Consider the following 22,525-nt stretch of genomic DNA (forward strand, 5'->3'; position numbering starts at 1 on the left):
TCATGGCGACTATCAAAGATGTGGCAGCCCTTGCCGGCATTTCCTACACCACGGTTTCCCATGTGGTGAACAAGACCCGCCCGGTCAGTGAAGAAGTCCGGATCAAGGTCGAAGCGGCCATCCAGACCCTCGACTACGTTCCCAGTGCCGTGGCCCGTTCGCTCAAGGCCAAGACCACGGCGACCATCGGCCTGTTGGTGCCCAACAGTCTCAATCCGTATTTCGCCGAACTGGCCCGGGGTATCGAGGATTACTGCGAGCGTAACGGTTACTGCGTCATCCTGTGCAACTCCGACGACAATCCGGACAAGCAGCGCAGCTACCTGCGCGTGCTGCTGGAAAAACGCATCGACGGCCTGATTGTCGCCTCGGCCGGTGGCGACAGTGGCCTGGTACAAGGTCTGAAAGGCGTCCGCACGCCCATGGTGATCGTCGACCGCGGACTGGACGGTGTCGATGCGGACCTGGTGCGAATCGATCATGAATACGGCGCGTATCTGGCGACCCGGCACTTGCTGGAGTTGGGGCACCGGGATATCGCCACGATCAGCGGGCCGGAAAACACCAGTGTGGCGCAGATGCGTCTGGCGGGTTATCGCAGGGCCTTGAAAGAGGCGGGCGTCGAAGTCTCTCCCGGGCGCATGCTGGAAAGCGATTTCACCAGCACCGGCGGTTACAGCGCCGCCGCGATTCTGCTGGAAAGCAATCCGCCTAGCGCCATTTTTGCCGCCAACGACATGATCGGCATCGGCGTGCTGCGGGCCGCCGCCGAGCGCAATATTCGCGTACCGAGCGAGCTGTCGGTGATCGGCTTCGACGATATCCAGATGAGTCGATATGTCTACCCGTCGTTGACCACGGTCGGGCAATCGATCCTGCAGCTCGGCGAAATGGCCGCCGAAGTGCTTTTACGGCGAATCGCCACGCCGGGCCTGGCGACCGATCAGCGGATCGTGACGCCGAGTATCGTCATACGTGAATCGACGGCGCCGCTGACCGGCGCGTTTGCCCAATTCCGTTGAAACAAAAAGCCGTTGAAAACAGAAAGCCGCTGAATCAAAAGCGCCGCCGAAACAGAATCGATGAGTAGCAATGTATGCCAGCAAAAGTAGTGGTAATAGGCAGTTTGAACATGGACCTGGTGACCCGGGCACCACGCTTGCCCAAGGGCGGTGAAACGCTGATCGGTCAGTCGTTTACCACCGTCTCCGGCGGCAAGGGTGCCAATCAGGCCGTGGCTGCGGCGCGGCTGGGAGCCCAGGTGTCGATGATCGGCTGCGTGGGCAATGACGCTTATGGTGAGGCGCTGCGCGGGGCGCTGTTGGCCGAGCAGATCGATTGCCAGGCGGTGAGCACCGTTGACGGTTCCAGCGGCGTGGCGTTGATTGTGGTCGATGACAGCAGTCAGAACACCATCGTGATCGTTCCCGGCGCCAACGGTGAATTGACCGCTGAAGCCATCGACCGTTTTGATTCGGAGATACAGGCGGCGGACGTGCTCATCTGTCAGCTGGAAGTGCCCGACGCTTCTGTTGGCCATGCGCTCAAGCGCGGTCGCGATCTGGGCAAGACAGTCATCCTCAATCCGGCACCGGCTAGCCGTCCGTTGCCATCGGACTGGTACGCGTCCATCGATTACCTGATTCCCAACGAGAGCGAAGCGTCGGCCCTGAGCGGACTGTCGGTGGACTCCCTGGACACCGCGCAAGCCGCGGCGACCCGCCTGATAGCCCTGGGCGCCGGCAAGGTGATCATCACCCTTGGCGCGCAAGGTTCGCTGTTTGCCGATGGTCAACGCTTCGAGCATTTCCCCGCGCCCGTGGTAAAGGCGGTCGATACCACGGCGGCCGGCGATACGTTTGTGGGCGGTTTCGCCGCGGCGCTGGCCGCGGGTCAAGATGAGGTGCAGGCGATCCGCTTTGGGCAGGTGGCTGCGGCGCTGTCGGTCACCCGTGCTGGCGCGCAACCGTCGATTCCCGCCTTGAGTGATGTACAGGCGTTTAAAATTCCATGAAAAAGACACCCCTGCTCAACATTGCGCTGTCGCGGCTGATCGCTTCATTGGGGCATGGCGACAGGGTCGTCATCGGGGACGCGGGGCTGCCGGTTCCTCCGGGCGTTGAATTGATCGACCTGGCCTTGACCCATGGCATTCCGGATTTTGTCAGCACCTTGAAGGTCGTGCTCAGTGAGATGCAGGTCGAAAGCCATGTGCTGGCTCAGGAAATCTTCGATAAAAAGCCGTCGGCCCTGGTCGCGCTGGAAGACCTGAACGGCGAAGGTGCGTTGGGTCGGCGCGAGGTGCTCACCCATGAACAATTCAAGGTCCTGAGCCGACAAGCCAGGGCGATTGTTCGTACAGGCGAATGCCAACCGTACTGCAACATTGTGCTGGTCGCCGGCGTTACGTTTTGACGGGCTGTCCGCGTTTTGATGTCCCCGGCACAAGGCGTGCGCCCCGTATCGTTATGCTCAGAAACTGCACCCACTGCTCCGGAGCCTGCTGCTTTTGTCCCTGATGACCGTAACGAATGCCCACGCGGCACCAAAGATCGACCTGATCATCGACACCGATCCAGGGGCTGACGACGTTGTTGCCCTGTTGTTCGCCCTGGCGTCGCCGGACGAACTGAATGTTCGGGCATTGACCACCGTTGCCGGCAACGTTCGCCTGGACAAGACCTCGCGTAATGCGCGACTGGCCCGGGAGTGGGCGGGGCGCGAAGAGGTTCCGGTCTATGCGGGGGCGCCCAAACCCCTGATGCGCACACCCATCTACGCCGAGGACATTCATGGCAAGGAAGGGTTGTCGGGCATTGCCGTGCATGAGCCCAGGAAAGGTCTGGCCAAGGGCAGCGCCATCACTTATCTGATCGATACCCTGAAATCTGCCGAGCCCCACAGCATTACCATCGCCATGCTAGGCCCGCAGACCAACCTGGCCCTGGCGTTGATCCAGGAGCCGGGTATCGTTCAGGGCATCAAGGAAGTGGTGGTCATGGGCGGTGCTCACTTCAACGGCGGCAACATCACGCCGGTGGCCGAGTTCAACCTGTTCGCCGACCCGCAAGCGGCCGAAGTGGTGCTCAACAGTGGCGTGAAGCTGACCTACCTGCCGCTGGATGTGACCCACAAGATCCTTACCAGCGAAGCGCGCCTGAATCAGATTGCCGCGCTGAACAACAACGCCAGCCGCCTGGTGGGCGATATTCTCAATGAGTACATCAAGGGCGACATGGAGCACTACGGCATTTCAGGTGGTCCGGTGCATGACGCCACGGTTGTCGCTTATCTGCTCAAGCCGCAATTGTTCAGCGGTCGCTCGGTCAACGTGGTGGTCGACAGCCGCGAAGGACCGACCTTTGGACAAACCATCGTCGACTGGTATGACGGCTTGAAAGCGCCAAAGAACGCCTTTTGGGTAGAAAGCGGCGACGCCCAGGGCTTCTTCGATCTGCTGACCGAGCGCCTGGCCCGCCTGAAGTAAGCATCATCTCCCGCAAGTGCTTGCCTGCGGGCTTCACTCCCTCGCGCTAACCGTTTAGGTCTTCTGGTCTGACAGATGTTTCTCGAAAATCTGCTCGATGAACGATTGGGCGGCTTCGGTTCCAAGGTCCCTGACCAGCAGGTCGATACCGATAATGGCGAGCTCTTCCGTGCTGCTTGGGCTGTAGGAGCTGTGGCCGTCTTGCCACTTGGCCTTGATGTCAGCGTCGATGCTTACGGTGGTCATGATGGCACTCGTGAAGTCGGGGAGGTCTGAGTGCCGAGTTAACCATTTTGCGGGGCTTTTGACACCTCGACTTAGGCAGGAAAGGAGGGCTGTGCGACACTTGGTCTCTGATGAATATTCAAGGAACGCGCTGTGCAGATCGATTTGAACTCCCCGGATGGCCTGACCCTCGAGGCGGTACGTCAGTTGCTGGCCGGCGCCAGTGACGATGAGCACACCCAGTTGCGGGTCACCAAAGGCGGCATTGCCTACATCTCCTCGGGTGTCGTGGGCGGTACCGATATCGACGGGTTGTTGTTCCGACTCGAAACCTGGGCCAAGGGCTCCGGTTATGTCGGGCGGGTCGCGGCCAGCGATGAGGTCTGGGTCATGCAAATCTTCAATGCCTTGAAAGAGAACTGGCCCAATCCGCCTTTCGACTATATCGACATCTATTGAGCGTTTTTCATATTCAGTCACGATTCAATGATTAAGGGCAGGGCGGAGCTCAGGCAGAATCGCGGTTCGTCCGGATCATGGGCAGGGTGCCAGTGCTCCCTGTGAAACCAAACGCCAGTCTGGTTGTCGCACGATCTCAGCCTAATCATTGAATAAGGAGGCTTCATGCCTTGGAAGCTCGCGTCATTGGGTACTTTGTTGGCCGTTGCCACGCTGGCCGGTTGCAGCACTCCCTCTACGGAGTCGGCAACAACAGATGTTGCGACGACTGACACGGGTCACAGTCGCTGTGAGGCAAAGGCTGCCGAGTTCACCATCGGCAAACAGGCATCGCCGCAGTTGCTCGAGCAGGCGCGTACCCGCGCAGGGGCGCAAAGTGCACGGTTCCTGCTGCCAACCGATATGGTGACGCTGGAGTACCGTTCCGATCGCCTGAACCTGAACACCGATGCCAGCCGGGTAGTGACCCGCGTCAACTGCGGCTGATCGTTCGGCTTTTGTTTCACCCATAAAAAACCCCGTCACATGGACGGGGTTTTTTTAGTGCGCCTGGAAATTACTCTGGGCGAACTTGAGCAGCTTGCATACCCTTTTGGCCTTTCTCAGCCACGAAGGAAACAGTCTGGCCTTCTTTCAGGCTTTTGAAACCGTCGCTTTCGATAGCTTTGAAGTGTACGAACAGGTCGTCACCGCCACCTTGAGGAGTGATGAAGCCGAAGCCTTTTTCATCGTTGAACCATTTAACGGTGCCGGTTTGGCGATTAGACATGGTGTATCTCCAAGAAACATATATTTTCAGTAGTACTGTGCTGCTCAGGCCAACTGGGCACACCCGGGTATCATAGTCGAAATGTTCGCTTTGGGAGCCCCCCGGACGCACTGTTTGCCAACCAGTCGTGTTTTCTTTGTGTCCTTTGGCGGCTGAAAGCCCCGTTCTATAAGGCTTCCGGCCGAAAGTTAAGGCGATAAAAAAAGCTGAAAAACCTGAATAAATTGTACGAAAGGACCTGTTTCAGCAGCTTTTTAACAGTATTTCAGGGGCTGAAAGCGTGGGGGCGTGCTTATTTTTGCTCTTTTTTGGTGGCCTTGCAGGCTGCAATTTTGCCCAGTGCCTGCTGCTTCAATGTGTCGCTGGCCGTGTTGTTCATCAGGGCCTGAATATCGGCGGCAGGGTACGATTTGATGGCATCGGCACCGCAGGCGCAGTGGGATTTCGCTGATGGCGTACCAATCTTCTCGGCAGCGGCAGGAACGCACTGAGCCATGTATTTCTCTCGTTCACCTTTCGGCCATTCTGCATGGGCGGCCAGTGGCAGCAGGAGAATGACGGGGGCGACTACGGCGAATAAACGATTCAGACGCATGCTGAGATACTCCTTGTGGGTCAGATATCTTGTTATCTGAGGGGGTAGTGCGCTTCAAGTTCAGCACTCTGGCATAAAAACAGCCAATTTGCCCTGCTGCAAAACCTGCGCACCGTGGCAACCGTTCATCTGTGCTAGCATGCGTGGCTCGGGCGTTTGCAGGCTCCGACGGACCTTCAGTCCCGGTGGCGGCAGATGCACGATTAACCCTGATTTGAATCCCAGTCACTCTGGTTCGGTTTCCCGGTTGGCCGCAAGGCTCCTGCCGCTGTAAGGCAGGCGTTCGTCATTGAACGGCCTGGACCGGATCTTGTACTGGCTCATCCCAACCCACGTGACCTTTGGTAGGGGTCACCACTAGGAGAGGAGGCGCCATGCCAACTATTACTCTTCCCGACGGCAGTCAACGTTCATTCGATCACCCGGTTTCCGTAGCCGAGGTCGCCGCATCCATCGGTGCAGGCCTGGCCAAGGCCACCGTTGCCGGCAAGGTCGATGGCAAGCTGGTCGACGCCAGCGACATCATCGACAGCGACGCGTCGCTGCAAATCATCACGCCAAAGGATGACGAGGGGCTGGAGATCATTCGCCACTCTTGCGCCCACCTGGTTGGCCACGCGGTCAAGCAGTTGTACCCGACCGCCAAGATGGTCATCGGTCCGGTCATCGACGAAGGTTTCTATTACGACATCGCCTTCGAGCGTCCTTTCACTCCGGACGACCTGGCGGCCATCGAACAGCGCATGCAGCAGCTGATCGAGAAAGATTACGACGTGATCAAGAAAGTCACTCCGCGCGCCGAAGTGATCGAAGTGTTCAAGGCTCGTGGCGAAGACTACAAGTTGCGCCTGGTCGAAGACATGCCGAACGAACAGGCCATGGGCCTGTACTATCACGAAGAATACGTCGACATGTGCCGCGGTCCGCACGTGCCGAACACCCGCTTCCTGAAATCCTTCAAGCTGACCAAGCTGTCCGGCGCCTACTGGCGCGGCGATGCCAAGAACGAGCAATTGCAGCGCGTCTACGGCACCGCATGGGCAGACAAGAAGCAACTGGCGGCTTATATCCAGCGCATTGAAGAAGCCGAAAAACGCGACCACCGCAAGATCGGCAAGCGCCTGGGCCTGTTCCACACCCAGGAAGAGTCGCCTGGCATGGTGTTCTGGCACCCGAACGGCTGGACCTTGTACCAGGTGCTCGAGCAGTACATGCGCAAGGTTCAGCGCGACAACGGCTACCTGGAAATCAAGACGCCGCAAGTCGTTGACCGCAGCCTGTGGGAGAAATCCGGGCACTGGGCCAACTACGCCGACAACATGTTCACCACCCAGTCGGAAAACCGCGACTACGCGATCAAACCAATGAACTGCCCTTGCCACGTGCAAGTGTTCAATCAGGGCCTGAAAAGCTACCGCGAGTTGCCGATGCGCCTGGCCGAGTTCGGTGCATGCCACCGTAACGAGCCATCGGGTGCCTTGCACGGCATCATGCGCGTGCGCGCGTTCACTCAGGACGACGCCCACATCTTCTGCACCGAAGAGCAGATGCAGGCCGAGTCCGCCGCGTTTATCAAGCTGACCATGGACGTCTACGCCGATTTCGGCTTTAAAGATGTCGAAATGAAGCTGTCCACTCGTCCGGAAAAACGCGTCGGTTCCGACGAGCTTTGGGATCGCGCCGAAGCTGCACTGGCCGCAGCCCTTGATAGCGCGGGCCTGCCGTACGATCTGCAGCCGGGCGAGGGTGCGTTCTACGGTCCGAAGATCGAGTTCTCGCTGAAAGATTGCCTTGGTCGCGTCTGGCAATGTGGTACCCTGCAGCTCGATTTTAACCTGCCTGTCCGTCTGGGAGCCGAATACGTCTCCGAAGACAACAGCCGCAAGCACCCGGTCATGTTGCACCGGGCGATCCTGGGGTCCTTCGAACGTTTCGTCGGAATTCTGATCGAGCACTACGAGGGTGCATTCCCCGCGTGGCTGGCTCCGACCCAGGCAGTGGTGATGAATATCACCGATAAACAGGCTGATTTTGCCGCCGAAGTGGAAAAAACTCTCAACGAAAGCGGGTTTCGTGCCAAGTCTGACTTGAGAAATGAAAAGATCGGCTTTAAAATCCGCGAGCATACTTTGCTCAAGGTTCCTTATCTCTTGGTTATCGGAGATCGGGAAGTCGAGATGCAGACTGTCGCTGTGCGTACTCGTGAAGGTGCTGACCTGGGCTCGATGCCCGTCGCCCAGTTCGCTGAGTTTCTCGCGCAAGCGGTTTCCCGGCGTGGTCGCCCAGATTCGGAGTAATTATTATTAAGCGTGAAATGAGACAAGATAAACGAGCTGCACCGAAAGCCCCGATCAACGAGAATATCTCGGCACGCGAGGTTCGGTTAATTGGAGCTGAAGGTGAACAGCTTGGGATTGTGTCAATTGAAGACGCGCTTCTTAAGGCTGAAGAGGCCAAGCTGGATCTGGTGGAGATTTCCGCCGATGCAGTACCACCTGTTTGCAAACTGATGGACTACGGCAAATCGATCTTCGAAAAGAAGAAGCAGATTGCTGCGGCCAAGAAAAACCAGAAGCAGATTCAGGTTAAAGAAATCAAGTTTCGTCCAGGGACGGAGGAAGGGGATTACCAGGTAAAACTGCGCAACCTGGTACGTTTCCTGAGTGACGGGGACAGGGCCAAGGTATCCTTGCGATTCCGCGGCCGTGAGATGGCCCACCAGGAGCTGGGGATGGAACTCCTCAAGCGAGTTGAAGGTGACTTGCTCGAGTACGGTTCGGTCGAACAGCATCCTAAGATGGAAGGACGCCAGCTGATCATGGTCATCGCCCCGAAAAAGAAGAAGTAATCAACAGGGCACGGCAGGCCTTCTGATTATGTTTATCAACTGAATGCGGAGTATCCGAACATGCCAAAAATGAAGACCAAAAGTGGTGCTGCTAAGCGGTTTCTGAAAACTGCTAACGGTATCAAGCACAAGCACGCTTTCAAGAGCCACATCCTGACCAAAATGTCGACCAAGCGTAAGCGTCAACTGCGCGGTAGCAGCTTGCTGCATCCGTCTGACGTGGCAAAAGTCGAGCGCATGCTGCGCCTTCGTTAATTTTAGTCAAGAATAGAGGAAGTAACTCATGGCTCGTGTAAAGCGTGGCGTCATTGCCCGTAAGCGTCACAAAAAAATTCTGAAACTTGCTAAAGGCTACTACGGCGCACGCTCCCGCGTATTCCGTGTTGCCAAGCAAGCGGTAATCAAGGCAGGCCAATACGCCTACCGTGACCGTCGTCAGAAAAAACGTCAGTTCCGCGCTTTGTGGATCGCTCGTATCAACGCTGGTGCTCGTATCAACGGTCTGTCCTACAGCCGTTTCATCGCCGGCCTGAAAAAAGCGTCCATCGAGATCGACCGTAAGGTTCTGGCTGATCTGGCAGTGAACGAAAAAGCGGCGTTTGCTGCGATTGTCGAGAAAGCTAAAGCCACCTTGGCTTAAGTACCCCCGACAGTCACCCGACCTCGCATCTGTGGGGCCAGGTGTTAAACGTCATAAATAGGGGAAGAGCCTTCAAGCTCTTCCCCTATTTTGTATCTGGAGTCTGTACATGGAAAACCTGGATGCGCTCGTCTCTCAAGCTCTAGAGGCTGTGCAAAGCGCTGAAGATATCAATGCCCTGGAGCAAATCCGGGTTCACTACCTTGGCAAGAAGGGTGAATTGACTCAGGTGATGAAGACCCTGGGGAATTTGCCGGCAGAAGAGCGTCCGCAGGTCGGTGCGCTGATCAACGTTGCCAAGGAGCGTGTCACAGAGGTCCTTAATGCGCGCAAGGCATTGTTTGAAGAAGCCGATCTGGCTGCCAAACTCTCTGCCGAGTCCATTGACGTGACCCTGCCTGGCCGTGGTCAGACCTCCGGTGGTCTGCATCCGGTTACCCGCACTCTGGAACGCGTCGAACAGTTCTTCACCCGTATTGGCTACGGCATCGCCGAAGGCCCTGAGGTCGAAGACGACTATCACAACTTCGAAGCGCTCAACATCCCAGGCCACCACCCGGCCCGGTCGATGCATGACACCTTCTATTTCAATGCGAACATGCTGTTGCGCACCCATACCTCGCCGGTACAGGTCCGCACCATGGAGTCGAAACAGCCGCCGATCCGCATCGTCTGCCCAGGCCGCGTATACCGCAGCGACTCCGATATCACCCACTCGCCGATGTTCCACCAGGTCGAAGGCCTGCTGATCGATCGCGACATCAATTTCGCCGACCTCAAAGGCACCATCGAAGAGTTCCTGCGGGTGTTCTTCGAAAAGGAACTGGCGGTGCGTTTCCGTCCTTCGTACTTCCCGTTCACCGAGCCATCCGCTGAAGTCGACATGGAGTGCGTGATGTGCAGCGGTAAAGGCTGCCGCGTCTGCAAGCAGACCGGCTGGCTGGAAGTGATGGGCTGCGGCATGGTTCACCCGAACGTGCTGCGCATGTCCGGGATCGACCCGGAAGAGTTCTCGGGCTTTGCCTTCGGCATGGGCGTAGAGCGTCTGGCCATGCTGCGTTACGGCGTGAACGACTTGCGTCTGTTCTTCGACAACGACTTGCGGTTCCTCGCGCAATTTCGCTAGTCGTAACGAATTCTTAGGAGAGCAGGATGAAATTCAGTGAACAATGGCTGCGTGGCTGGGTTAGCCCGCAGGTAAGTCGCGACGAGCTGGTTGCTCGTCTGTCGATGGCCGGTCTTGAGGTCGATAGCGTTACGCCGGCCGCCGGTGTTTTCAGTGGCGTGGTCGTTGGCGAGGTGCTGAGCACCGAGCAGCACCCGGATGCCGATAAACTGCGCGTGTGCCAGGTCAGCAACGGTTCGGAAACCTTCCAGGTTGTTTGCGGTGCGCCAAACGTGCGCCCGGGCCTGAAGATTCCTTTCGCCATGATCGGCGCCGAGCTGCCAGGCGACTTCAAGATCAAGAAGGCCAAGCTGCGTGGCGTTGAGTCCAACGGCATGCTGTGCTCGCAATCCGAGCTGCAGGTCGGTGAAGGCAATGACGGCCTGATGGAACTGCCGGCCGATGCGCCGGTAGGCAAGGATTTCCGCGTTTATCTGGACCTGGAAGACGCCAGCATCGAGGTCGATCTGACCCCGAACCGCGGTGACTGCCTGTCCCTGGCCGGTCTGGCCCGTGAAGTCGGCGCACTGTACGCCGCTCCTGTGGTCCGTCCGGTGGTGGCTTCGGTTCCTGCCGCGCACGATGAAGTGCGTTCGGTAGAAGTGCTGGCGCCCGCTGCATGCCCGCGCTACCTCGGTCGTGTGATTCGTAACGTCGACCTGTCCAGACCTACGCCGCTGTGGATGGTTGAGCGCCTGCGTCGTGCCGATGTACGCAGCATCGATGCTGCCGTCGACATCACCAACTACGTGATGCTGGAGCTGGGTCAGCCGCTGCACGCCTTCGATCTCGCCGAAATCAACGGTGGCATCCGTGTGCGCATGGCTGAAGAGGGCGAGAAGCTGGTGCTGCTCGACGGCCAGGAAGTCAGCCTGCGTAGCGATACGCTGGTGATTGCCGACCACTCCCGCGCACTGGCAATCGCCGGTGTCATGGGTGGCGAGCACAGCGGTGTTTCCGCGACCACCCGTGATGTGTTCCTGGAAAGCGCTTTCTTCGACCAGATCGCCGTAGCAGGCAAGGCCCGTTCCTATGGCCTGCACACCGATGCATCCCATCGCTATGAGCGTGGCGTGGACTGGCAGTTGGCCCGCGAAGCCATGGAGCGCGCGACTGGCTTGCTGCTGGAAATCACTGGTGGTGAAGCGGGTCCGATTATCGAGACCGTCAGCGAACAGCACCTGCCGAAAATTGCTCCGATCACCCTGCGTGCCCAGCGCATTACCCAGATGCTGGGTATGGAAATGGATTCGGCTGAAGTGGAGCGTCTGCTCAATGCCTTGGGCCTGGCCATTACTGCCGACGGGGCAGGGCAGTGGCGTGTAGACGTACCGAGCCATCGCTTCGATATCAGCCTGGAAGTCGACCTGATCGAAGAACTGGCACGCCTGTACGGCTACAACCGTTTGCCCGTTCGTTATCCGCAAGCGCGTCTGGCGCCGCAAGCCAAGGCAGAAGCCCGTAGTGACCTGCCTGAACTGCGCCGCCTGCTGGTTGCCCGTGGTTATCAGGAAGCTATTACCTACAGCTTCATCGATCCGAAACAGTTCGAACTGTTTAATCCGGGTGTTGAACCGTTGCTGCTGGCCAATCCGATCTCCAATGACATGGCTGCCATGCGTTCGTCGCTGTGGCCGGGTCTGGTCAAGGCGCTTCAGCACAACCTGAATCGTCAGCAGGATCGCGTGCGTCTGTTCGAAAGCGGCCTGCGTTTCGTTGGTCAGCTCGAAGGTTTGAAGCAAGAGCCGATGTTGGCGGGTGTTGTTTGCGGCAGTCGCCTGCCGGAAGGCTGGGCGCAGGGTCGCGATACCGTCGACTTCTTCGACGTCAAGGCTGACGTGGAAGCGGTGCTGGGCTTCGCCGGCGCCCTGGACGCGTTCACTTTCGTGCCGGGCAAGCACCCAGCGCTGCACCCGGGTCAAACCGCGCGCATCGAACGTGACGGTCGTCTAGTCGGCTTCATTGGCGCGATCCACCCTGAATTGTCGAAAACCCTCGGTCTCGACCGTCCGGTCTTCGTCTTCGAGTTGGTTCTGGCGGAAGTGGCGTCGGGCAAAATGCCTAAATTCCACGAGTTATCGCGCTTTCCTGAAGTGCGTCGTGACCTTGCACTGATTGCGCACAAAGACGTTGCAGCCACGGCTGTACTGGACGTAATCCGTGAAAATGCAGGCGAATGGCTGACAGACCTCAGGCTATTTGACGTGTATCAGGGTAAAGGCATTGATCCTGATAGAAAAAGCCTCGCAGTCGGCTTGACCTGGCAGCATCCATCGCGCACTCTTAATGACGATGAGGTGAATACCGCAACGCAAAACATCCTCACCTCGCTCGAACAAAGGTTGAACGCCACGTTAAGGAAGTGACGTATGGGGGCTCTGACGAAAGCTGAGATGGCGGAACGTCTGTATGAAGAGCTGGGCCTGAATAAACGGGAGGCCAAGGAATTGGTCGAACTGTTTTTTGAAGAAATCAGGCACGCTCTCGAAGACAACGAACAAGTCAAATTGTCCGGTTTCGGCAATTTCGACCTTCGGGACAAACGCCAGCGGCCTGGCCGCAATCCGAAAACGGGGGAAGAAATCCCGATCACGGCTCGCCGTGTGGTCACCTTTCGTCCAGGGCAGAAGTTGAAGGCCCGAGTTGAGGCTTATGCTGGAACCAAGTCATAACGACGAGCTCCCCGTCATCCCGGGCAAACGCTACTTCACCATTGGTGAAGTCAGCGAGCTGTGTGCGGTAAAACCACACGTGCTGCGCTACTGGGAGCAGGAGTTTCCTCAACTCAACCCTGTCAAACGCCGCGGAAACCGCCGGTATTATCAGCGCCAGGACGTGCTGATGATCCGGCAGATCCGCGCGCTTCTTTACGATCAGGGGTTCACCATCGGCGGAGCGCGCCTGCGTTTGTCCGGTGATGAAGCCAAAGACGACACCACCCAATACAAACAAATGATCCGCCAGATGATCGCCGAGCTGGAAGATGTTCTGGTGGTACTCAAGAAATAAATTCTCGCTTTTAAATACTTCCAGTTTTCAAAAGCTTGCGATATATTCTTGAGCGTTCCTCGAGATGAGGAACAGGTTTCACGCCTAGTCGGGGCGTAGCGCAGTCCGGTAGCGCACTAGCATGGGGTGCTAGGGGTCGAGTGTTCGAATCACTCCGTCCCGACCATATAATTCAAGGGGTTGCGAGATTTTATCTCGCGACCCCTTTTTATTTTTAGGCGTTTTTACCCCTACAAAACGACTGGCTCTCGGTGGAATCTTTACCAGCACCATATGGGGTTACACCCTGAATTGTTGGCTTTCTCGCGGAGTTGGTTACCTTCATGGCACAGCTTTTAGTCCTGTGCGAGGTGCAAATTCGGAGTGTTAACGCGTGCATGAATATGCACATATAGTCGATTGCATGACTAATCGAACTCTTAACCGAACCCGCGCGATTGACGCTGCAATCGAGTCTCTCGATGGCGCTTTTTTCAAGGCGCTTTGCGAGCCTTCGCGTGTAGCTGTGCTCAAGCGCGTGATGCAATTGGGGCGCGCCGACATCGGAGAAATTGCGGAAGCACTACCTCAGGAGCGCTCAGTTGTTTCCCGACATCTGCAAGTGCTGTTAGAGGCAGGTATTGTCCGCGGCACCAAGGTCAGCAGGCAGATGTTCTACGAGGTGGACGGTCCGGCGGTGGTGACACGCCTCGAAGCCATTCTTCAGCATATGAAAAGCCTCGCCCCATTTTGCTGCCCAGGTACGTCCGGATAGTTTTTTTGCTCTGTAGTGTGCATGAGTGTGCATATATGAATGTAATGAATGAAATCCTGGATGTCATTGTGATCGGCGCAGGCCAGGCAGGATTAGCGTGCGGTTGGCACTTACAGCAGCAAAGCCTCAGGTTCCTTATTTTGGATGCTGAGCGGTCGCCGGGAGGGAATTGGCGCAATTACTACGACAGTCTGAAGCTTTTTTTCTCCAGTTGCTTACTCGTCATTGCCAGGCATGCGCTTCCCGGCAGACCCCGATCATTACCCGCTTCGTGATGATGTCGTGCGCTACCTGGAAGACTATGCAAAGGCATTCAAATTGCCAATTCGTCAGTACGCCTGGGTACAGCATGTACGAAGAGAGCGCGGGCTGTTTCAGCTTCAAACGGACGATGGAGAAATCTTCTGCTCCAAGGCGCTAGTCGTGTGCACGGGTGGGTTCAATCAGCCTTTCATTCCAGATATTCAAGGGCTTCAGAGCTTTCTCGGGCGCAGTTTGCACAGCGCGGAATATCGAAATGCCGATGGCTTTGGTGATCAACGAGTGGTTGTGGTCGGTGCTGCAAACTCGGCTGTTCAAATTGCTTATGAGCTGGCCCATGTGAGCAAAGTCGTGCTGGCAAGCAGGGAGCCAATTCGGTTTTTTCCGCAAAAGATACTGGGCCTGGATTTTCATGCGTGGCTGAAATGGTCAGGGTTGGAAAAGACCCGTTGGTTGAACGACCAAAGTACGCCGGTACTTGATGACGGGATCTATCTGCGCTGTAAGCGTCCGGCTAAGTCACCTTCCGAACTCCAGCATTAAGGGGGGCAGATCATAGTAAGTGGACACCATCGCCCCAAGCGTTTGTACGGAGCCTCAGTAGCCATGATCGCGCTTGATCAAGCCTTGCAGGGATTCGCCGACCTGATGACGCCTGATATTGGCCAGCAATCCCTCGAAAGCGCTCTGCGGTGCCGTCATTGCGCCAACGTGCGGCGTCAGCCAGACATGTGGGTGCTGCCAGAACCGATGATCCGGCGATGGCGGTTCTTCGTTGAGCACGTCGAGAATGGCGTGGCTCAGTTGCCCGTCATCCAGCGCTTGAAGTAGATCGTCTTCCTTGAGATGACCACCCCGGCCCAGGTTGATCAGGCTGGCACCCTTTGGTAGTGCGGCCAGCGTCCTCGCGTTCAGTATGCCGCGGGTGTCGTCGGTCAGTGGCAGCAGGCAGATCAGGATATCGCACTGGTTGAGAAAGGGCTCGAGCTGGTCGTCGCCGGCATGGCATTGCACGCCGTCGATGCTCTTAAGCGAGCGTGCCCAGCCATGCAACTGGAAGTTGAACGCACGCAAGCTCTGCAGCACCGCAATACCCAGGTTGCCCAGGCCCATGACGCCGATCCGACGTTGCGCTGCTGGGGTCAGGAGGTGGTCTTGCCAGCGCCCGGCCTGTTGTTGATGCAGGTACAGCGGGATCTGTCGATGCAGGCTCAACACGGCGAAGCAGGCGTACTCGACGATGCCTTGAGCGATGCCGGGGTCAAGCATGCGTACAATCTTGATGTGCTCTGGCAGCTCGCCGAGGTCGAATTGATCGACTCCCGCCGAGGTGGCGAAGATCACTTCCAGATTCGGAAAGCGCTCATGCAACTGCCGTGGCGGTTGCCAGGCGGCGAAGTAGCGTACGTCTAGCGGGTTGCCGATGTCCGGCCAGAAGCGCACGTCGATGTCCGGCGCGTGTTTTTCGAACAGCGATTTCCAGGCGCAGCCACGGGCATCGTCGACTTTGAACAGCAGGGTCATGGTGTCTCTCGCAAACGCTGGAAAGGTGTTCACACGATGCCAAAGTCACGCGCAACAATCTCCCGTATCACGGGCCGTGAACGGAAGATTGCGCGTTATTTGCCAGCTCAGACCGCAGCGGCGATGGCCTTGCCCAGGGCTTCGGTGTTGCCCTTGCCGCCGATGTCGGCGGTCAATGGCGCGTTCTCCGGCCCCATCGCCAGTACCGTTTCGATGGCCGCCAGCACCGCCGCGCCGGCCGCCGGGTGGCCCAGGTGTTCGAGCATCATCGCGCCGCACCAGATCTGTCCGATCGGGTTGGCGATGCCTTTGCCGGCGATGTCCGGCGCCGATCCGTGCACCGGTTCGAACAGGCTCGGGAAGTTGCGCTCCGGGTTGATGTTGGCTGACGGCGCGATACCGATGGTGCCGGTGCAGGCGGGGCCGAGATCGGACAGGATGTCACCGAACAGGTTGCTGGCGACCACCACGTCGAACCAGTCCGGGTGCAGGACGAAGTTCGCGGTGAGGATGTCGATGTGGTACTTGTCGACCTTCACCTCAGGGAATTTCTTGCCCATCTCGGCGACGCGCTCATCCCAGTACGGCATGGTGATCGCGATGCCGTTGGATTTGGTCGCGGAGGTGAGGTGTTTCTTCGGGCGGCTCTGGGCCAGGTCGTAGGCGAACTTGAGAATGCGGTCGACGCCGACGCGGGTCATGACGGTCTCCTGCAACACGATTTCCCGCTCGGTGCCCGGGAACATCTTGCCGCCGACGCTGGAATATTCGCCTTCGGTGTTTTCCCGCACGACCCAGAAGTCGATGTCGCCGGGCTTGCGGTTGGCCAGCGGGGCCTTGACGCCCGGCATCAGGCGGCAAGGGCGCAGGTTGACGTACTGGTCGAACTCGCGACGGAACTGCAGCAGCGAATCCCACAGGGAAATGTGATCCGGCACGACGTCTGGCCAGCCCACCGCACCGAAGTAGATGGCGTCGTAGTCCTTGAGAAGGTCGAACCAGTCGTCGGGCATCATTTTGCCGTGGGCCAGGTAGTAATCGGCGCTGGCGAAATCGAACCAGTGCCATTGCAGTTCCAGGTCGTGTTTGGCCGCCACGGCGTCGAGCACGCGCACGCCTTCGGGCATGACTTCCTTGCCGATGCCGTCGCCGGGGATCACTGCAATCTTGTACTGGGCTTTGCTCATGGATTCGACTCCTGGGATTGATGTGGACTGATTGCCAGTGTATGCAGTAACCCTGTATTAATAATTAGTCTTGAGCGAAAGCCATTCTTAGTTTTAGGGAAAGAATCCATGGCGATGATCGATGACTTGAGCTTCTTCCAGCAGGTGGCGACACGCGGCAGCCTCACCGAAGTCGCGCGGCACCTCGGCCTGTCGTTGCCGGCGGTGAGTAAACGCCTGAGCCAGCTTGAGGCGCGTCTGGGGGTGCAATTGTTGCAGCGCACCACCCGGCGACTGTCACTGACGCCGGAGGGGACCTTGTACCTGGAAGGAGGGCGGCCGATCCTGCGGCAACTGGAAGAACTGGAGAGTGCGCTCAACAGCCGGCAGCCGACCTTGCAGGGGCGCTTGCGGATCAATGGCACCCTGGGTTTCGGTCGGCAGCATCTGGCGCCGGTGGTCTCCAGCTTCGCCCGATTGCACCCTGAGCTGGAGCTTTCCCTGGAGTTGTCCAGCCAGCCATCGAGCCTGCTGGATGATCAGTTCGACATGAGCGTGTGCATGGGCGAGCCGCCCGATTCGCGGCTGATCGCTGTGCGCCTGCTGGAAAACCCGCGCATTCTCTGTGCGTCTCCCCAATACCTTGAAGCTATGCCAGAGCTGACCGGGGTGGCGGATCTGGTACGGCATAACTGCATCGTGCTGCGTCAGTTCGGCAGTGATTACGCGATCTGGCGTTTCAGCAAGGATGGCCAGGATTACTCGCACAAGGTCAGCGGCACGCTGTCGAGCAACGATGGAGAAGTCGCGTTACGCCTGGCCCTGGACGGGCATGGGCTGATCCTGCGTTCGCGCTGGAATGTTCAGGAATACCTTGAAAACGGGCGCCTGCGGGCAGTGCTGAGCGATTACCAGGCGCCCAGGGCCGATGTGTTCGTGGTCTATCAGCATCGCCGGCATATTCCGCAACGCATCTCGGAGTTCGCCCGCTACCTCGCCCAGGAGCTGGCCAGGCGCTTGCCGTTCGCCGCGCTCAGGTAAGCGAGTGGCCCGGGAGGGCGCTGGCAGGCGTCAGGGAAAAACAGCATGACTTGAGGTTATGACTTCCCTGACTATTCGTGCATTGCCCCGTGGTGTCATGCTCTTGTAACGTCGAAATGTCCCGCTCGGTCTAACAATAAAATCAAACCTGAGCAACGCACGCCGGTGCAGGGTGTTCAGTCGAGGTTTTAACGCTGCCGAATTAATCTACGTCCAGGATGATTTGCCATGAAAACCTTGTCTGTTGCTCAATCGTTCGGTTCTGTCATTTCTCTGTTGGGTCTTTCGGTGGCGTGCGCGATGCCCGCCGTGGCCGACGAAATCACCTTTGTTTCCCAAGGCGGCGCTTACCAGGATGCCCAGACCAAAGCTATCCTGGATCCGGCGGCCAAGCTTTTGAACATGACCATCAAGCAGGACAGCGCGCCCGATGCCTGGCCGATGGTCAAGGCCCAGGGCGAAGCGAAAAAACCGGTCTGGGACGTGATCGATACACCGCCCTCCAACTGCTTGCGCGGAGGCAAGGAAGGGCTTATCGAACCGTTGGACCTGAGCAAGCTGCCGAATGTGCAGAGCATGCCGGCGGCCTACCGCACACCGTACTCGGTGGCCTACGAGTTCTATTCGTCGGTCATTGGCTACAACAAGAAAAACCTGAAGAAAGTGCCGCAGACCTGGGCCGAATTCTGGGACGTGAAGAACTTCCCAGGCGTACGTGCCTTGCGTAACGATCCGATGAGCACCCTGGAAGCAGCGTTGCTGTCCGACGGCGTGCCTCGCGACAAGCTTTACCCGCTGGATGTCGACCGTGCCTACAAGCGTCTCGAGCAGATCAAGCCGAACATCGCCGTGTGGTGGACCTCGGGTGGTCAGTCGGCGCAATTGCTCGCCGATGGCGAAGTCGACATGCTGATGATCTGGAACGGTCGCGCCAGTGCCGTGCAAAAGAGCAATCCGGACGTGGCCTTCACCTACAACGACGGCCTGCTGCAAAACACCCAGCTGTGCATCCTGAAAAATGCCCCCAACTATGCGGCGGCCGTGAAGTTCCTCAACGAAGCGGTGTCGCCTGAACTGCAAGCCAACCTGCCGCTCTACATCGACTACGGTCCGGGTAACCCGTCAGCGTTCGCCACCGGCAAGATCACCGCCGAGCGGGCCAAGGAACTGCCAAGCTCGCCGGATAACGCGGCCCGGCAAGCGCTGATGTCGGAAGAGTGGTGGGCGTCCGCCGAAGGGATTGCGGCCAAGGATCGTTGGCTCAAGTTCGTTCAGTAAGGTGCCGGCATGATCGATTATCTGATTCTGGGGGGCGGGTCGGCCGGGTGTGCGCTGGCCGCCCGGCTCTCGGAGGACCCCGACAAACAGGTGTGCCTGATCGAGGCGGGGCGCGATATTTCCCTGCACACGATGCCCCCCGAGATACGCAGCCGGTACCCGGGGCGGGCCTATCTGGATGTCAGTAATATCTGGCAGCGCCTGACCGCGTTGATGGGGCGTCGTGCCGCTGTCACGCGGCGCTATGAGCAGGCGCGGATCCTTGGTGGAGGCTCGGCGATCAACGCCCTGATGACCAACCGTGGCGCGCCGGCCGACTATGACGAATGGCAAGCGCTGGGGGCCGAAGGCTGGAACTGGCAAACCTGCCTGCCGTACTTTCGCAAGCTGGAAAACGACACCGACTTTTGCGGGCCGCAGGACCAGGCGCTGCATGGCAGCGACGGTCCCGTAAGGATCCGGCGTACGCCACCGCAGCGCCTTTCGCCTTTCGTCAAAGGGGTGATGAAGGTCCTGGGCGGACGCGGCCTTGCGCACAAGGTCGATCAGAACGGGCCCTGGGAGGAGGGCGTGTTCGTCGGTGCCATTGGAGTCAGCGAGCAGGGCGAGCGAATCCCGACATCGGTGTGTTACCTGACCGATGAGGTGCGCAAGCGCAAGAACCTGACCCTGCGCACCCACTGCGTGGTGGACCGGGTGTTGATCGAGGCCGGTCGAGCGACGGGCGCAAGGATTATCGACAGCCAAGGGGGCGTCGAGTCCTTGAAGGCGCGTGAGGTCATCGTCTGTGCCGGTGCGATCCACAGTCCCGCCGTGTTGCTGCGCAGTGGGATCGGTCCGGCGGATGACCTGGCTTCGCTGGGCATTGCGTCGGTTGCGGACCGTCCAGGGGTGGGCGCCAACCTGATGGAGCATCCTTCGATTGCGGTGTCTGCGCTGCTCAACCGCGAAGGCCGGACGGCGTTTCCCGAAGAGCACCATGAACAGGCCATCGTGCGCTTTTCCTCCGGGCTGGCCGATACGGTGCCGTGTGATATGCACGGCGCAATCCTTTCTCGATCGGGCTGGCATTCGATTGGTTATCGATTGGGCACGATCTTTTTCTGGGTCAACAAATCCTATTCCCGGGGATGTCTGCGTCTGACGTCCAGCGACCCCCATGACGAACCGCAAGTGCGCTTCGACATGCTTGGCGATGTGCGGGACCTCGAGCGTCTGAAGCAGGCTTTACGCTTCGGGGCCCAGACGTTATCGGCGCAAGCTTTGAGCCGCGAGTGCAGTGTGGTGTTTCCATCGAGCTACTCGCCACGGGTGGCCAGGGTCGCGATGCCGGGCTGGATCAATGCGCTGCAACGCGGCGCCTTGAGCCTGCTGCTGGATGTCGCCGGGCCGTTGCGGGGGTTGCTGATTCATGGCCTGGTAACCCAGGGGGTCACCCTGAAAAAGCTGCTCGCCGACGATAAGGCACTGACCGATTTCGTGCAGCGCAATGTTGGTGGCACCTGGCATCCGTCAGGCACCTGCCGCATGGGGCGCGCCGATGATCCACTGGCGGTCACCACCGGTGACGGTCGAGTGATCGGTGTCGAAGGGCTGCGTGTGTGTGATGCCTCGCTGATGCCTTCGATTCCCTGCGCCAACACTAACGTCCCCACCCTGATGATCGCCGAGCGGATGGCCGACCTGATCAAGGCTGAGGCGAAGGTGCCGGACTGCGAGGCCAAGGTGGCGGCTCAACTGTAGCAACCACCTGGCCGGCGGAGCTGTCAGGACGGGGGCATCAAGCCCCCCAACCGACAATCCCCTTGATTTCCAGAAACGCCTCCAGCCCCCATTCGGCGTATTCGCGGCCATTGCCCGATTGTTTGTAGCCACCAAACGGCGCACCGGAATCCCAACTCGGATAATTGATGTAGACGCTGCCGGCACGCATCTGCAGGGCAACGTCGCGGGCTCGCGCCTGATCCGCCGATTGAACGTAGGCCGCCAGGCCAAACACGCTGTCGTTGGCCATGCTGACCGCTTGCGCTTCCTCTACGTATGCCTGGATGACCAGCACTGGTCCGAAAATTTCCTCGCGGGCGATGGACATGTCCTGGGTGACCTGGGCGAAGATCGTCGGCTGCACGTAATAGCCCTGGGGCAGGTGATCGGGTCGACCCGGCCCGCCGCAAACCAGCTGCGCACCTTCGTCGATACCGATGGCAATCATCCGCTGGATGCTGTCGTACTGACGCTCGCTGATCACCGGTCCCATGGTCGTGGCGGCTGCATCGGGAGCGCCGACGATGTGTTTTTGTGCGGCGCGGCGGGCAATGTCCACGGCCTGGTCGTGCAGCGCGGCGGGCACCAGCATGCGTGTCGGCGCATTGCAGGACTGGCCGCTATTGCCAAAGCAACTGTCTACACCGCAGGTCACTGCCGCTTGCAGATCGACGTCGTCGAGCAAAATGTTTGCCGATTTACCGCCCAGTTCCTGGTGTACGCGCTTGACCGTCGGCGCGGCCAGGCGCGCGATCTCCGTACCCGCGCGGGTCGAGCCGGTAAACGAAACCATGTCCACTTGCGGATGTGCAGACAAGGCGGCGCCTACCGTCGGACCATCACCGTTGATCAGGTTGAAAACACCTGCCGGCACGCCGGCTTCGTGCATGACTTCGGCAAACAGCAAGGCATTGATCGGTGCGATTTCACTCGGCTTGAGGACCATGGTGCAACCGGCGGCCAGGGCCGGCGCGACCTTGCAGACGATCTGATTGATCGGCCAGTTCCAGGGGGTGATCAGCGCAACCACGCCCACGGGCTCATGGGTAATCAGTGTGGTGCCGCGCAATTTCTGGAACTCGAACGTGTCGAGGGTGCGCAGCAGTTGCTCCAGGTGACGCTTTCCGATCCCGGCTTGCCAAGCGTGGGACAAGGCTTTCGGCGCGCCGACTTCCTGGACGATGGCCTCGGCGATTTCGTCGTAGCGCGCCATGAAGACATCCAGAACCCGTTGCAGCAGAAGTTTGCGCTGCCCAGGTGAAGTGCTTGAGAACGCTGAAAAGGCGCGCCGGGCGGCCATGACGGCGGACTCGACATCGTTCAGGTCACCCATGGCGATTTCGCAGAATGCCTGTTCGGTGGCAGGGTTGATCACGGGCAGGCGATCGAAGCTGTGAGGCTCCACCCAGCGGCCATCGATGTAAAACTTCAGGTTGTTTTTCATAGCAAGGAAGGGTCTCGTGAGGGGAGGAGTGCCGCGCCGAATATCCGTGGGCCGCCTTACGCAGCCGCTCACCAGAATAGGCGGGGAATTTTGTTC

The 22,525-nt window shown here is 58.7% G+C and carries 24 protein-coding genes, 1 tRNA gene and 1 pseudogene; 20 read left to right on the plus strand and 6 right to left on the minus strand.

Going from position 1 to position 22,525, the window contains the following annotated elements; genetic code table 11:
* Positions 1 to 2: 2 nt before the first annotated feature.
* From AC3IP0_RS10410 to AC3IP0_RS10425, 4 genes are all read left to right on the plus strand, one after another.
* On the plus strand, positions 3 to 1,022 hold the full coding sequence (locus tag AC3IP0_RS10410; protein ID WP_489319148.1) for a LacI family DNA-binding transcriptional regulator: 1,020 nt from the start codon (positions 3 to 5) through the stop codon (positions 1,020 to 1,022).
* Between the two features lie 74 nt (positions 1,023 to 1,096).
* Positions 1,097 to 2,014: a ribokinase gene (gene rbsK / locus AC3IP0_RS10415; RefSeq protein WP_489319149.1), complete on the plus strand. Its 918-nt coding sequence runs from the start codon at positions 1,097 to 1,099 to the stop codon at positions 2,012 to 2,014.
* Positions 2,011 to 2,415, plus strand: coding sequence for a D-ribose pyranase (gene rbsD / locus AC3IP0_RS10420; protein WP_489319150.1), 405 nt, complete (start codon positions 2,011 to 2,013; stop codon positions 2,413 to 2,415). Before rbsK ends, rbsD begins: the two co-directional genes overlap by 4 nt.
* Positions 2,416 to 2,518: 103 nt before the next feature.
* Positions 2,519 to 3,487 (plus strand): nucleoside hydrolase, encoded by a 969-nt coding sequence (locus tag AC3IP0_RS10425; RefSeq protein ID WP_489319747.1) that lies wholly within the window; start codon positions 2,519 to 2,521, stop codon positions 3,485 to 3,487.
* 54 nt (positions 3,488 to 3,541) lie between these two features.
* On the opposite strand, the gene AC3IP0_RS10430 is transcribed toward AC3IP0_RS10425, so the two are convergent.
* Entirely contained in the window at positions 3,542 to 3,733 is a 192-nt protein-coding gene (locus tag AC3IP0_RS10430; protein WP_046041585.1) for a hypothetical protein, read from the minus strand.
* A gap of 132 nt (positions 3,734 to 3,865) precedes the next feature.
* On the opposite strand from AC3IP0_RS10430, the gene AC3IP0_RS10435 reads away from it, so the two are divergent.
* Both AC3IP0_RS10435 and AC3IP0_RS10440 read left to right on the plus strand, forming a co-directional pair.
* Positions 3,866 to 4,171 (plus strand): hypothetical protein, encoded by a 306-nt coding sequence (locus tag AC3IP0_RS10435; protein WP_150727144.1) that lies wholly within the window; start codon positions 3,866 to 3,868, stop codon positions 4,169 to 4,171.
* A 165-nt stretch (positions 4,172 to 4,336) separates the two neighbouring features.
* Positions 4,337 to 4,657 (plus strand): I78 family peptidase inhibitor, encoded by a 321-nt coding sequence (locus AC3IP0_RS10440; protein ID WP_008047240.1) that lies wholly within the window; start codon positions 4,337 to 4,339, stop codon positions 4,655 to 4,657.
* A gap of 70 nt (positions 4,658 to 4,727) precedes the next feature.
* Here the strand turns inward: AC3IP0_RS10440 and AC3IP0_RS10445 are convergent, their stop codons facing one another.
* Positions 4,728 to 4,940, minus strand: coding sequence for a cold-shock protein (locus AC3IP0_RS10445; protein WP_003179963.1), 213 nt, complete (start codon positions 4,938 to 4,940; stop codon positions 4,728 to 4,730).
* Between the two features lie 292 nt (positions 4,941 to 5,232).
* Positions 5,233 to 5,535, minus strand: a complete 303-nt coding sequence (locus tag AC3IP0_RS10450; RefSeq protein ID WP_489319151.1) for a hypothetical protein — start codon at positions 5,533 to 5,535, stop codon at positions 5,233 to 5,235.
* A gap of 374 nt (positions 5,536 to 5,909) precedes the next feature.
* Here AC3IP0_RS10450 and thrS point away from each other — a divergent pair, with 374 nt between their 5' ends.
* The 11 genes and pseudogenes from thrS to AC3IP0_RS10505 form a co-directional block, all read left to right on the plus strand.
* Positions 5,910 to 7,832 carry a threonine--tRNA ligase gene (thrS, locus tag AC3IP0_RS10455; protein WP_489327320.1) on the plus strand — a complete coding sequence of 641 codons (1,923 nt, stop codon included), beginning with the start codon at positions 5,910 to 5,912 and terminating at the stop codon, positions 7,830 to 7,832.
* Positions 7,832 to 8,383 (plus strand): translation initiation factor IF-3, encoded by a 552-nt coding sequence (gene infC / locus AC3IP0_RS10460; RefSeq protein WP_172435341.1) that lies wholly within the window; start codon positions 7,832 to 7,834, stop codon positions 8,381 to 8,383. The genes thrS and infC overlap by 1 nt, the downstream gene beginning before the upstream one ends.
* 60 nt (positions 8,384 to 8,443) lie before the next feature.
* Complete coding sequence (gene rpmI / locus AC3IP0_RS10465; protein WP_002553160.1) at positions 8,444 to 8,638, plus strand: 50S ribosomal protein L35; 195 nt, start codon at positions 8,444 to 8,446, stop codon at positions 8,636 to 8,638.
* Positions 8,639 to 8,666: 28 nt separating this feature from the next.
* Positions 8,667 to 9,023 carry a 50S ribosomal protein L20 gene (gene rplT / locus AC3IP0_RS10470; protein WP_007905879.1) on the plus strand — a complete coding sequence of 119 codons (357 nt, stop codon included), beginning with the start codon at positions 8,667 to 8,669 and terminating at the stop codon, positions 9,021 to 9,023.
* Between the two features lie 109 nt (positions 9,024 to 9,132).
* Positions 9,133 to 10,149, plus strand: coding sequence for a phenylalanine--tRNA ligase subunit alpha (gene pheS, locus AC3IP0_RS10475; RefSeq protein WP_007975711.1), 1,017 nt, complete (start codon positions 9,133 to 9,135; stop codon positions 10,147 to 10,149).
* Positions 10,150 to 10,175: 26 nt separating this feature from the next.
* Positions 10,176 to 12,554: a phenylalanine--tRNA ligase subunit beta gene (gene pheT, locus AC3IP0_RS10480; RefSeq protein WP_489327321.1), complete on the plus strand. Its 2,379-nt coding sequence runs from the start codon at positions 10,176 to 10,178 to the stop codon at positions 12,552 to 12,554.
* A gap of 3 nt (positions 12,555 to 12,557) precedes the next feature.
* Entirely contained in the window at positions 12,558 to 12,860 is a 303-nt protein-coding gene (gene ihfA, locus AC3IP0_RS10485; RefSeq protein ID WP_002553164.1) for an integration host factor subunit alpha, read from the plus strand.
* Positions 12,841 to 13,197, plus strand: a complete 357-nt coding sequence (locus AC3IP0_RS10490; RefSeq protein ID WP_003179985.1) for a MerR family transcriptional regulator — start codon at positions 12,841 to 12,843, stop codon at positions 13,195 to 13,197. The genes ihfA and AC3IP0_RS10490 overlap by 20 nt, the downstream gene beginning before the upstream one ends.
* An 89-nt stretch (positions 13,198 to 13,286) precedes the next feature.
* Positions 13,287 to 13,363 (plus strand) — tRNA-Pro (locus AC3IP0_RS10495).
* 237 nt (positions 13,364 to 13,600) lie between these two features.
* Positions 13,601 to 13,951, plus strand: a complete 351-nt coding sequence (locus AC3IP0_RS10500) for an ArsR/SmtB family transcription factor (RefSeq protein WP_489327323.1) — start codon at positions 13,601 to 13,603, stop codon at positions 13,949 to 13,951.
* Positions 13,952 to 13,986: 35 nt separating this feature from the next.
* Positions 13,987 to 14,713: pseudogene (locus tag AC3IP0_RS10505) on the plus strand (flavin-containing monooxygenase); the annotation flags it as partial.
* Between the two features lie 96 nt (positions 14,714 to 14,809).
* Here the strand turns inward: AC3IP0_RS10505 and AC3IP0_RS10510 are convergent.
* On the minus strand, positions 14,810 to 15,736 hold the full coding sequence (locus tag AC3IP0_RS10510) for a 2-hydroxyacid dehydrogenase (protein WP_489327325.1): 927 nt from the start codon (positions 15,734 to 15,736) through the stop codon (positions 14,810 to 14,812).
* Positions 15,737 to 15,843: 107 nt separating this feature from the next.
* The gene (locus AC3IP0_RS10515; RefSeq protein ID WP_489327327.1) at positions 15,844 to 16,923 is read right to left on the minus strand and encodes a tartrate dehydrogenase; all 1,080 of its coding nucleotides are present in this window, start codon (positions 16,921 to 16,923) and stop codon (positions 15,844 to 15,846) included.
* A gap of 108 nt (positions 16,924 to 17,031) precedes the next feature.
* Here AC3IP0_RS10515 and AC3IP0_RS10520 point away from each other — a divergent pair, with 108 nt between their 5' ends.
* The 3 genes from AC3IP0_RS10520 (at position 17,032) to AC3IP0_RS10530 (ending at position 20,964) form a co-directional block, all read left to right on the plus strand.
* The gene (locus AC3IP0_RS10520; RefSeq protein WP_489327329.1) at positions 17,032 to 17,943 is read left to right on the plus strand and encodes a LysR family transcriptional regulator; all 912 of its coding nucleotides are present in this window, start codon (positions 17,032 to 17,034) and stop codon (positions 17,941 to 17,943) included.
* 228 nt (positions 17,944 to 18,171) lie between these two features.
* A complete protein-coding gene (locus AC3IP0_RS10525; protein WP_489327331.1) occupies positions 18,172 to 19,221 on the plus strand; it encodes an ABC transporter substrate-binding protein in 1,050 nt (349 codons plus the stop codon).
* Positions 19,222 to 19,230: 9 nt separating this feature from the next.
* A complete protein-coding gene (locus tag AC3IP0_RS10530; RefSeq protein WP_489327333.1) occupies positions 19,231 to 20,964 on the plus strand; it encodes a GMC family oxidoreductase in 1,734 nt (577 codons plus the stop codon).
* Between the two features lie 37 nt (positions 20,965 to 21,001).
* Here the strand turns inward: AC3IP0_RS10530 and AC3IP0_RS10535 are convergent, their stop codons facing one another.
* On the minus strand, positions 21,002 to 22,429 hold the full coding sequence (locus AC3IP0_RS10535; RefSeq protein WP_489327334.1) for an aldehyde dehydrogenase family protein: 1,428 nt from the start codon (positions 22,427 to 22,429) through the stop codon (positions 21,002 to 21,004).
* Between the last annotated feature and the right edge of the window lie 96 nt (positions 22,430 to 22,525).

The organism is Pseudomonas sp. GL_103 (assembly GCF_057835175.1).

Coding starts and splice junctions, on each gene's coding strand:
- AC3IP0_RS10490 (WP_003179985.1), top strand. CDS start 12,841: ATGCTGGAACCAAGTCATAACGACGAGCTCCCCGTCATCCCGGGCAAA.
- AC3IP0_RS10525 (WP_489327331.1), top strand. CDS start 18,172: ATGAAAACCTTGTCTGTTGCTCAATCGTTCGGTTCTGTCATTTCTCTG.
- AC3IP0_RS10450 (WP_489319151.1), bottom strand. CDS start 5,535: ATGCGTCTGAATCGTTTATTCGCCGTAGTCGCCCCCGTCATTCTCCTG.
- AC3IP0_RS10430 (WP_046041585.1), bottom strand. CDS start 3,733: ATGACCACCGTAAGCATCGACGCTGACATCAAGGCCAAGTGGCAAGAC.
- AC3IP0_RS10520 (WP_489327329.1), top strand. CDS start 17,032: ATGGCGATGATCGATGACTTGAGCTTCTTCCAGCAGGTGGCGACACGC.
- rpmI (WP_002553160.1), top strand. CDS start 8,444: ATGCCAAAAATGAAGACCAAAAGTGGTGCTGCTAAGCGGTTTCTGAAA.
- rplT (WP_007905879.1), top strand. CDS start 8,667: ATGGCTCGTGTAAAGCGTGGCGTCATTGCCCGTAAGCGTCACAAAAAA.
- rbsK (WP_489319149.1), top strand. CDS start 1,097: ATGCCAGCAAAAGTAGTGGTAATAGGCAGTTTGAACATGGACCTGGTG.
- rbsD (WP_489319150.1), top strand. CDS start 2,011: ATGAAAAAGACACCCCTGCTCAACATTGCGCTGTCGCGGCTGATCGCT.
- AC3IP0_RS10510 (WP_489327325.1), bottom strand. CDS start 15,736: ATGACCCTGCTGTTCAAAGTCGACGATGCCCGTGGCTGCGCCTGGAAA.
- pheT (WP_489327321.1), top strand. CDS start 10,176: ATGAAATTCAGTGAACAATGGCTGCGTGGCTGGGTTAGCCCGCAGGTA.
- AC3IP0_RS10410 (WP_489319148.1), top strand. CDS start 3: ATGGCGACTATCAAAGATGTGGCAGCCCTTGCCGGCATTTCCTACACC.
- pheS (WP_007975711.1), top strand. CDS start 9,133: ATGGAAAACCTGGATGCGCTCGTCTCTCAAGCTCTAGAGGCTGTGCAA.
- AC3IP0_RS10445 (WP_003179963.1), bottom strand. CDS start 4,940: ATGTCTAATCGCCAAACCGGCACCGTTAAATGGTTCAACGATGAAAAA.
- ihfA (WP_002553164.1), top strand. CDS start 12,558: ATGGGGGCTCTGACGAAAGCTGAGATGGCGGAACGTCTGTATGAAGAG.
- AC3IP0_RS10425 (WP_489319747.1), top strand. CDS start 2,519: ATGACCGTAACGAATGCCCACGCGGCACCAAAGATCGACCTGATCATC.
- AC3IP0_RS10530 (WP_489327333.1), top strand. CDS start 19,231: ATGATCGATTATCTGATTCTGGGGGGCGGGTCGGCCGGGTGTGCGCTG.
- AC3IP0_RS10515 (WP_489327327.1), bottom strand. CDS start 16,923: ATGAGCAAAGCCCAGTACAAGATTGCAGTGATCCCCGGCGACGGCATC.
- AC3IP0_RS10535 (WP_489327334.1), bottom strand. CDS start 22,429: ATGAAAAACAACCTGAAGTTTTACATCGATGGCCGCTGGGTGGAGCCT.
- AC3IP0_RS10440 (WP_008047240.1), top strand. CDS start 4,337: ATGCCTTGGAAGCTCGCGTCATTGGGTACTTTGTTGGCCGTTGCCACG.
- thrS (WP_489327320.1), top strand. CDS start 5,910: ATGCCAACTATTACTCTTCCCGACGGCAGTCAACGTTCATTCGATCAC.
- AC3IP0_RS10500 (WP_489327323.1), top strand. CDS start 13,601: ATGACTAATCGAACTCTTAACCGAACCCGCGCGATTGACGCTGCAATC.